Origin of the sequence: Cellulomonas triticagri (assembly GCF_003696205.1) — a bacterium.
Taxonomy (GTDB): Bacteria; Actinomycetota; Actinomycetes; order Actinomycetales; family Cellulomonadaceae; genus Cellulomonas; species Cellulomonas triticagri.
Genome location: NZ_RFFI01000143.1, coordinates 1 through 9,022, shown reverse-complemented (window position 1 = coordinate 9,022; position 9,022 = coordinate 1). Strand labels below are relative to the sequence as shown.

Here is a 9,022-nt window from a genome sequence, read left to right as displayed (position 1 = left end):
GGGCCGTGGCCGCCGCACCCGCGTGGTCCGCCCGCCCGCCCGCCGAGCGCGCCGCGTTGCTGCGCCGCGCCGCCGACGCCCTGGAGGCCGCCCGCGGCGACCTCGTCGCCACGATGGTGCACGAGGGCGGCAAGACCGTCGCCGAGGCCGACCCCGAGGTCAGCGAGGCCGTCGACTTCGCCCGCTACTACGCGGACCGCGCCGACGAGCTCGCCGACGGGTTCGTGCCCGGGGCCGTCTTCCGCCCGCGCGGGGTCACCGTCGTCACGCCGCCGTGGAACTTCCCCGTCGCGATCCCGGTCGGCTCCACGCTCGCCGCGCTCGCCGCCGGGTCCCCGGTGCTGATCAAGCCCGCCCCGCAGACCCCGCGCTGCGTGCGGGTCGCCGTGGCCGCGATCGCCGCGGCGCTCGCGGACGGCGGCGTGACCGAGGACGCGCTGCAGGTCGTGCTGTCCCCTGAGGGCGAGGTCGGTCGTCGCCTCGTCACGCACCCCGACGTCGCCCGGGTCGTGCTCACCGGCTCGCTGGAGACCGCGCAGATGTTCGCCGGGTGGCGGCCCGACCTCGACGTCCTCGCCGAGACCTCCGGCAAGAACGCCCTGATCATCACGCCGTCCGCCGACGTGGACCTCGCCGTCGCCGACCTCGTGCGGTCCGCGTTCGGGCACGCGGGGCAGAAGTGCTCGGCGGCGTCGCTCGCCATCCTCGTCGGCTCCGCGGGTCGCTCCGACCGGCTGCGCCGCCAGCTCGCCGACGCGGTGTCGTCGCTGCGGGTCGGCTGGTCCGACGACCTCGGCACCACCGTCGGCCCGCTGGTCGAGCCCGCGTCCGGCAAGCTGCTGCGCGCGCTCACCACGCTCGACGAGGGCGAGGACTGGCTGGTCAAGCCGCGGCGCCTGGACGAGGAGGGCCGCCTCTGGACGCCCGGCGTCAAGCACGGCGTCCGGCCCGGGTCCTGGTTCCACCTCACCGAGTGCTTCGGCCCGGTGCTCGGGATCATCCGCGTCGAGACGCTGGACGAGGCCATCGCCGTGCAGAACGCCGTCGCCCTCGGCCTCACCGGCGGCCTGCACTCCCTCGACGAGGCGGAGATCGCGCACTGGCTGGACCGGGTCGAGGTGGGCAACGCCTACGTCAACCGGCACATCACCGGCGCGGTGGTGCAGCGCCAGCCGTTCGGCGGCTGGAAGGCGTCCGTCGTCGGACCCGGCGCGAAGGCCGGTGGTCCGTCCTACGTCGCCCAGCTCGGCGACTGGCAGGACGACGACGCGACCGCCGCGCTGGACGACGACGCGTGGCTCGCCTGGGCCCAGCAGGACGACGCCCGGGTGTGGCGCGAGGAGCTCGGCGTCGACCGCGACCCGTCCGGGCTCGCCGCCGAGGAGAACACGCTGCGGCACCGGCCCGTGCCGCACCTCACCGTCCGCGCCGGGGCCGACGCGCGCGAGCGCGACCTGCGCCGCGTGCTGAACGCCGCCCGCACCGCCGGGGTACCCGTGGCCGTGAGCCGGGCCGACGCCGAGACCGACGAGGCGTTCGCCGCGCGCGTCGCCGCGGGGACGGTCGCCGGGCGGGTCCGGGTCGTGGGCACCGCGCCCGGGCTGCGGGCTGCCGCGGTCGCCCGCACCGGCGAGGTCACCGTGCTCGACACCCCGGTGGTCGCGTCCGGGCGGCGCGAGCTGATGACCGTGGTGCGGGAGCAGGCGGTCAGCCGCACCCGGCACCGGTTCGGGCACATCGACCCGACCCGCTGAGACCCCGTCCCGGGCGCGCGGACCCCCTGCCCCGCGCCCGGGACGGACCTCGTCAGGCCGAGCCGCGGACGACCAGCTCCGGCTCGAAGATCTGCGGCACGCCGAGCGGGGCGCGGCCCTGCAGCTGCGCCACGAGCTCCTCGCCCGCCGCGCGGGCCATCGCGATCACCGGCTGGGTCACCGTCGTGAGGTTCGGCTTGGTCGTCGTCGCCAGGCCGGAGTTGTCGTAGCCGACCACGGCGACGTCCTGCGGCACCCGGCGGCCCGCCTCCGCGAGCTCGGGCAGCGCGCCCGCCGCCATCAGGTCGGACGCGATGAACACCGCGTCGACGTCCGGGAACCGGGCCAGCAGCTCGCGGGCGGCCGTGGCCCCGCCGTCCACCGTGAAGTCCCCGCTCACGACCGCGTCCGCGGGCAGCCCCGCGTCGGTGAGCGCCGCGCGCCAGCCCGCGAGCCGGTCGATGCCCGCGGACATGTCCGACGGGCCCGCGATGGTCGCGACGCGGCGCCGCCCCAGGCCGATCAGGTGCTCGGTGGCGAGCCGCCCACCGCGCACGTTGTCGGTGTCGACGACCGCGGCGGTGTCCCCGCCGACGAGCGGCCGGCCGATGAACACCGTCGGCAGGTGCGACCCGGCGAGCGCCTGGTCGATCACGTCGTCCCGGTGGTGGGACACCACGATGGCGCCGTCCACGTGACCCGCGCGCAGGTACCGGGCGGTGCGCTCGGACTCGCCCGGGCGGGCGATGATCAGCAGCAGCTGCAGGTCCGAGCGGGCCAGCGGCGTCGAGACGCCGTTCAGCACTCCCGCGAAGAACGGGTCGGACAGCACGCGCTCGTCCGGCTCCGGCACCACCAGGGCCACGGAGTCGGTGCGGCGCGTCACCAGGGACCGCGCGGCGCGGTTGGGCGTGTAGCCGAGCGCGGCCACCGCCGCGGCCACGGACTCCATGGCCTCGGGCGAGACCCGCAGGCCGCCGTTGATGGCGCGGGACGCCGTCGAGCGGGACACACCGGCACGCTCGGCGACCTGCTCGAGCGTCGGCGCGCTGGTCGAGGCGGGGTGTGCCAGGTCGGTCACGGTCGCCTCCTTCCGGGGATGTCGCGGGCGCGCCCGCCGTCCCCGCCGCCGGACGGCAGGGACCGGACGCACCGCCGGAGCGCGGGGACCCGGGACCGGGTCCCCGCGCCGAAGCGTAACGGTCAGCCCTTCACGGCTCCCGCCATGATCCCGGCCACCAGCTGGCGGCCCGCGACCACGAACAGCAGCAGCAGCGGGATGATCGACAGGACGACACCCGCCATGATCAGCGGCAGGTCCTGGAAGAACCCGGCCTGCAGCAGCTTCAGCGCCACCGGCAGGGTCGGGTTCTGGGCGCCGAGCACGATGGACGGCCAGAAGAAGTTCGTCCACGAGGTGATGAACGTGAACAGCGCCAGCATCGCCGCGGCGGGCCGGGCGGCCGGGAGCGCGATCGACCAGAACGTCCGGAACATCGACGCGCCGTCCACGCGAGCGGCCTCGATCAGCTCGTACGGCAGCGCCGAGTCGAGGTACTGGGTCATCCAGAACACGCCGAACGCCGTCACCATCGCGGGCAGGACCACCGCCAGCAGGTTGCCCGTGAGGTTGAGCTCCCGCATGACGATGTACAGCGGGACGACACCGAGCTGCGTCGGCACGGCCATCGTCGCGATGACGAACACCAGCAGCGGGCCCCGGCCGCGGAACCGCAGCTTGGAGAACGAGTACCCCGCGAGCGTGGAGAAGAACACCACGGACACGCTGGTGACGATCGCGACGACCAGCGAGTTGCCGGTCGCGCGGACCAGGTCGATGTCCGCGTCGAACACGCGCTGCAGGTTGCTGAACAGCTCACCACCCGGCAGGAAGCCCGGGAACGGGTTCTGCGCGATGTCGGCCGACGTCGAGGACGCCAGCTGCAGCGTGAAGTACAGCGGGTAGGCGGAGATCAGCACGAACGCGCCGAGCACCAGGTAGGTGACCCAGCCCGGCCTGCGGTCGGCGCCGCCGCCGTTCCCACGACCCCGCTTGCGGGCCGCGGCCTTCGCCGCGCCCTTGCCGGCGGTCTGCTGGATGACGGGCAGGGACGGGGCGCTCATCGGGGATCCACATCGATCGGGGCCGCGGCGGGCACCGCGGCGTCGGACGTCTGCTTGACGCGACGGGTCAGGTCGCGCGACGCGCGCCGCTGCGACCGTCGGGCGGCCTTCGCCGTGCGGCTCATGTCGTCCGCCGACGCGATCCGGCGGGTCAGGAAGTTGTTCAGCAGGGCGAACACGATGATCACCAGGAACAGCAACCAGGCGACCGCGGCCGCCCGGCCGAGCTGCTGCTTGTTCCAGCCGAGCTCGTACAGGTACAGCGTCACGGTCTTCCACTGGCCGTTGGACCCGCCGAGGCCGGTCGCGTCGTACATGCGCGGCTCGTCGAAGATCTGCAGGCCGCCGATGGTCGACGTGAGGATCACGAAGATCATCGTCGGGCGGACCATCGGGACGGTGATGGAGAAGAACTGGCGGAGCCGGTTCGCGCCGTCGAGGGTCGCCGCCTCGTACATGTCGCGGGGGATGGCCTGCATGGCGGCCAGGAGGATCAGCGCGTTGTAGCCGGTCCAGCGGAAGTTCACCATCGAGGCGATGGCGATGTGCGACGGGAGCACGTCCTTGTGCCAGCCGATCGGGTCGATGCCGATCTGGCCCAGCAGCGAGTTGATCATGCCGGAGCCGTCGGCGAACATCTGCGAGAACACCAGGCCGACGGCCACGGGGGCGACGACGTAGGGGAGCAGCACGCCCATCCGCCAGAACGTCTTCGCGCGCAGGTTCGCGTCCAGCATCGCGGCGATGACCAGGGCGACGACCACCTGCGGCACCGTCGACAGCAGGAAGATGCTCAGGGTGTTGCGCAGCGCGCTCCAGAAGAACGTCTGCCCGAGGACGAACGTGAAGTTGTCCAGGCCGACGAACTCGCCCTGCCCGCCGATCAGGCTCCACTCGTGCAGCGAGACCCAGCCCGTGTAGAGCAGCGGGAACAGGCCGACGATCGCGAACAGCACGAAGAACGGCGAGATGTAGAGGTAGGGCGAGACCTTGACGTCCCACCGGCCCAGCGTCTGCCGGAAGCCGATCTTGCGGGGCGGGCGGTCGTCGCCGCCGAGCGGTGCCGCGCCCACCGGGGGCGCCGTCTGGGTGGCCATGGAGTTCCTTCGTGCGGGGGTGCTGCGGGGCTCACGGCGTCGGTGCCGCGGGCGGGGCGGGGGCGCGGGTGGCGCCCGGCCCGGTGGGTCAGCCGATCGCGGCGACCGCGTCCTCGAAGCCCTTCCAGGACTCGTCGGGCGTCATCGACTTGTCGACGTCGACGCGGTTGAACGCGTCGGACAGGCCGGTGCGGATGGTGAAGTAGTTCTCACCCTTGTACGGCGCGACCGAGATCGCGGCCGAGCGGTCGGTGTAGATCTGGCCGGTCGGGGCGTCGTTGAAGAACTCGCGGGTCATGCCCTGGAGCTCGTCGGACTGCTGCGCCTCGATCTGGCTGGGGAAGTTGCCGTTGACGGCGAACGCACGGAGCTGCTGCTCGGGGGCGGTCAGCCAGTCGGCGAGCGCCTTGGCCTCCTCCGGGTGCTCCGACATCGTCGGGACCGCGAGGAACGAACCGCCCCAGTTGCCGCCGCCGCCGGGGAAGACGTTGGCGATGTCCCAGCCCTCGACGCCCGCCGAGTTGCCCTCGATGTTGCCGAGGAACCAGGCCGGGGCCAGCGCGACCGCGAAGCCGTTGCTCTGGAACGCGTTCGTCCAGTCGGTCTCCCACTGCTTGAGACCGGCGGACTGGTCCTCGTGCGACAGGATCGTGTCGTAGATGTCGCGGATCTCGGGGTTGTCGAGCGCGATGATCTCGCCGGAGTCGGGGTCCTCGAACGGCACCTCGACCTGGTTGATCATGCCCTGGGCCAGCGCGTCCGCAGAGTCGAAGAACGCCGGGCCGGTGCCGGCGGCCATGAACTGGTCGCCGACCTCGAAGAACTGGTCCCAGGTGGCGTCGTCGCCGCCGAACAGCTCGGCCACGGCCTCGCGGTCGGACGGCAGGCCCGCGGCCTCGAACAGGTCGGCGCGGTAGGCGATGGCCTCCGGGCCGATGTCCGTCGGGTAGCCGAGCAGCTCGCCGCCCGGGGTGGTGGCCTGGTCGGTCGTCCACGCGTTCCAGCGGCCCTCGACCGAGTCGCTGGTCAGGTCGGTGAACTGGTCCGAGTACTGGATCATCTGCGGCAGCCAGTCGACCTCGACGCCGACCACGTCGGCCAGGCCGGAGCCCGCGCCGAGCGCCGTCTGGAACTGCTCCTTGGCGTCGTCGGACTTGCCGAACTTGTTGTGCTCGATGGTGATGTTCGGGTTCTCCTCCTGGTACTCCTCCAGGAGGTCCTCGTAGCCGAACTGGTTGAAGGTCGAGATGGTCAGCGTGACCTTCCCGCCCTCGTCGTCGCTCGCGGCGTCGTCGCCCCCGCCACCGCAGGCCGTCGCGAGCAGGGCCACGCCCGTCGCTCCGGCAACAGCCACCCACGTCTTGCGCGTGCTCCTGCGCACCTTGACTCCCTCGTCATCCGGCGGCGTCCTCGCCGCGTCAGTTGTGGCGCCGTCGTCGGCGCCGTCGTGAGAGCGTTCCCAAACGTGCTGCGGGAGCGCTTCCACGCCGATGACGTGCACCCTCGCCTCCCGAGGGTGAGAGTGTCAAGCCGCGAGACGGCCGAACGGGTGTGGAAGCGATCCCATGACCGCGTCGTCGCAGGTCAGGGCCGTTGTCGGGGCAACCGCGTTACGGAATCGTTACGCCTCCGGCGAGGACGCGACCCACTCCCGGGCGACGCCCTCCTCGGCCTCCAGGGCCGCGCGCACCGCCTTCGCCGCCGCCTGCTCCACCGCGGCGCCGAACAGCGGCACGTGCGCCTTCAGCTCGCCGTCGTACGTGATGGTCGACGCGCCCTCGCCCGAGGGTGCCGCCGCCAGCGTGACCGTGCCCGCCAGGCGCACCGGGGCGCCCGCGATCTCCACCGCCACCGTGCCGGCGCGCGTGCCGTCCGCGGCCGCCGGCTCCCACGCCTCGACCTGCCGCACCTCCAGGCGCGACCCCACGAACGACCGCACGTTCGGCGGGATCTGGTCCGTCGGCAGCGCCCGGCGCGTCGTCACCGTGAACGCGCCGCCCTCGCCGGGCGCGACGTCCACGTGCAGCTCCTCGGCGCCGCTCGCGCGGACCTTCGCGCGGACGTACACCGGGTCGGCCAGCATCACGCCGGTCGAGCGGGGGTCGGCGGGGACGGAGACGGAGACCTGCAGGTGCACGACGACGGGTCCTTCCAGGTGCGCGGGCTGCGCGGGGCGGATGGCACCGACAGTATCCGCCCTGCGGCCCGTGCGCCGTGCGTCCCACCCCGGCGCGTGGGTGCTGGTGGACGCCCGCGCCGAGGGGGTCGGTGCACCACTTACCCTGGGACGGTGTCCACCCTGAGCGAGCTCGCGCAGCGCCACGCCCCGCACCTCCAGGACGCGGACATCGAGTGGCTGCACCTCCTGGTCGGCGACTGGCAGGTCATCTCCGACCTCGCCTTCGCGGACCTCGTGCTCTGGCTGCCCACCACCGACGGCGACTTCGTCGCGATCGCCCAGTGCCGCCCCAGCACGGGCGCCACGGTGCACTACGACGACGTCGTGGGCTCCCGCGCCCCCGACGGGCAGCGCCCCCAGCTGCAGCGCACCCTCACCGAGGTCCGCGCGCAGCGGTCCCGCGAGCCCCGCTGGTTCGGCTCCTACGCCGTCCGCGAGGAGGCCGTGCCCGTCGTCCGCGAGGGCCGCACGGTCGCCGTGCTCGCCCGGCAGACCAACCTCGGCGGCGCCCGCACCCCGAGCCGCCTCGAGCTCAACTACGTCGAGGCCGCCGACGACATCATGAGCATGATCGGCCGCGGCGAGTTCCCCATGCTCGACGCCGCCACCGGCCCACGCCGCGGCGCCCCGCGCGTCGCCGACGGCCTCGTGCGCCTCAACTCCGAGGGCGAGGTGCTGTACGCCAGCCCGAACGCCCTGTCCTGCTTCCACCGGTTCGGCGCCATGGACGACCTCGTCGGCCGGTCCCTCGTCGAGCTCGTCGCCGACCTCGTCGAGCAGAAGTCCACCGTCGACGAGTCCATGCCGCTCGTCCTCATGGGCCGCGCGCCGTGGCGCACCGACATCGAGGCGCACGGCGTCGCCCTGTCCCTGCGGGCCGTCCCCCTCACCGAGGGGGGCGAGCGCATCGGCGCCGTCCTGCTGTGCCGCGACGTCTCCGAGCTGCGGCGGCGCGAGCGCGAGCTCATCACCAAGGACGCGACGATCCGGGAGATCCACCACCGGGTCAAGAACAACCTGCAGACCGTCGCCGCGCTGCTGCGCCTCCAGGCCCGCCGGATGGACGTGCCCGAGGCGCGCGCCGCCCTCGAGGAGGCCATGCGTCGCGTCGCCACCATCGCCCTCGTGCACGAGACCCTCTCGCAGACGCTCGACGAGACCGTGCAGTTCGACGACCTCGTGGGCCGGTCGCTGCGCCTCGCCGCCGACGTCGCCTCCGCCGGGGCATCTGTGCGCACCCACGTGCGCGGCACCTTCGGGGCCGTGTCCGCCGAGGACGCCACCGCCCTCGCGCTCGTCCTCACCGAGCTCGTCACCAACGCCGTCGAGCACGGCCTCGCCGGACGCGAGTCCGGGACCGTCGAGGTCACCGCCGAGCGCATCGAGGACGACCTGCTCGTCACCGTCGCCGACGACGGCGCGGGCATCCCCGACGGCGCCGGTGCGGGCACCGGCCTCGGGACGCAGATCGTGTCGACCCTCGTCACCAACGAGCTCCGCGGCTCGATCGCCTGGTCCCCGCGCGCTGGCGGCGGCACCGAGGTCGAGCTCCGCGCGACCCTCCGCGCCCCGGGCCGCGAGGCCAACACGGTCGCCTGACCCCGACGCCCCGCCTGCTCGCCCCGCCTGCTCGCCCCGCCCCGCCCCGCCCCCCCACCTGCTCTCGTCATCGCCCCAGCCCTCGCCCTCGCCGCCCCGCGAGGCGACGCGCGTCGAGTGGTCAGCAGGTGCGGGGTCCGGCGTCGGCGGTTTCAGGCGGCGGTTGCAACGAGTAGGTCGTTGAGTCGTTGTGCGGGATTCTGCCAGTCCAGGGTCTCGCGGGGTCGGCCGTTGAGCTGGCGGGCGACGGCGTCGAGGTCGTCCTGGGT

Annotated in this window: 7 protein-coding genes and 1 pseudogene; 2 read left to right on the top strand and 6 right to left on the bottom strand. The window is 73.6% G+C overall.

Translation table 11 applies throughout. From position 1 onward, the window contains the following. The coding region (locus EBM89_RS18265) for an aldehyde dehydrogenase family protein (RefSeq protein WP_122151061.1) at positions 1 to 1,754 on the top strand (1,754 nt) is incomplete at its 5' end. Between the two features lie 52 nt (positions 1,755 to 1,806). On the opposite strand, the gene EBM89_RS18260 is transcribed toward EBM89_RS18265, so the two are convergent. From EBM89_RS18260 to EBM89_RS18240, 5 genes are all read right to left on the bottom strand, one after another. Next, positions 1,807 to 2,835 carry a LacI family DNA-binding transcriptional regulator gene (locus tag EBM89_RS18260; protein ID WP_122151060.1) on the bottom strand — a complete coding sequence of 343 codons (1,029 nt, stop codon included), beginning with the start codon at positions 2,833 to 2,835 and terminating at the stop codon, positions 1,807 to 1,809. 122 nt (positions 2,836 to 2,957) lie between these two features. Further along, positions 2,958 to 3,878 (bottom strand): carbohydrate ABC transporter permease, encoded by a 921-nt coding sequence (locus tag EBM89_RS18255; protein WP_122151059.1) that lies wholly within the window; start codon positions 3,876 to 3,878, stop codon positions 2,958 to 2,960. Beyond that, on the bottom strand, positions 3,875 to 4,975 hold the full coding sequence (locus EBM89_RS18250; protein WP_122151058.1) for a carbohydrate ABC transporter permease: 1,101 nt from the start codon (positions 4,973 to 4,975) through the stop codon (positions 3,875 to 3,877). Before EBM89_RS18250 ends, EBM89_RS18255 begins: the two co-directional genes overlap by 4 nt. An 88-nt stretch (positions 4,976 to 5,063) precedes the next feature. Beyond that, positions 5,064 to 6,356, bottom strand: a complete 1,293-nt coding sequence (locus tag EBM89_RS18245) for an ABC transporter substrate-binding protein (RefSeq protein ID WP_122151057.1) — start codon at positions 6,354 to 6,356, stop codon at positions 5,064 to 5,066. Positions 6,357 to 6,596: 240 nt separating this feature from the next. Then, a complete protein-coding gene (locus tag EBM89_RS18240; RefSeq protein WP_122151056.1) occupies positions 6,597 to 7,112 on the bottom strand; it encodes a DUF2505 domain-containing protein in 516 nt (171 codons plus the stop codon). Between the two features lie 153 nt (positions 7,113 to 7,265). Here EBM89_RS18240 and EBM89_RS18235 point away from each other — a divergent pair, with 153 nt between their 5' ends. Further along, entirely contained in the window at positions 7,266 to 8,753 is a 1,488-nt protein-coding gene (locus tag EBM89_RS18235; protein WP_122151055.1) for a sensor histidine kinase, read from the top strand. A 152-nt stretch (positions 8,754 to 8,905) separates the two neighbouring features. On the opposite strand, the pseudogene EBM89_RS22635 reads toward EBM89_RS18235, so the two are convergent. Further along, positions 8,906 to 9,022 (bottom strand): annotated as a pseudogene (locus EBM89_RS22635) (IS30 family transposase); the annotation flags it as partial.

Coding starts and splice junctions, on each gene's coding strand:
- EBM89_RS18255 (WP_122151059.1), bottom strand. CDS start 3,878: ATGAGCGCCCCGTCCCTGCCCGTCATCCAGCAGACCGCCGGCAAGGGC.
- EBM89_RS18250 (WP_122151058.1), bottom strand. CDS start 4,975: ATGGCCACCCAGACGGCGCCCCCGGTGGGCGCGGCACCGCTCGGCGGC.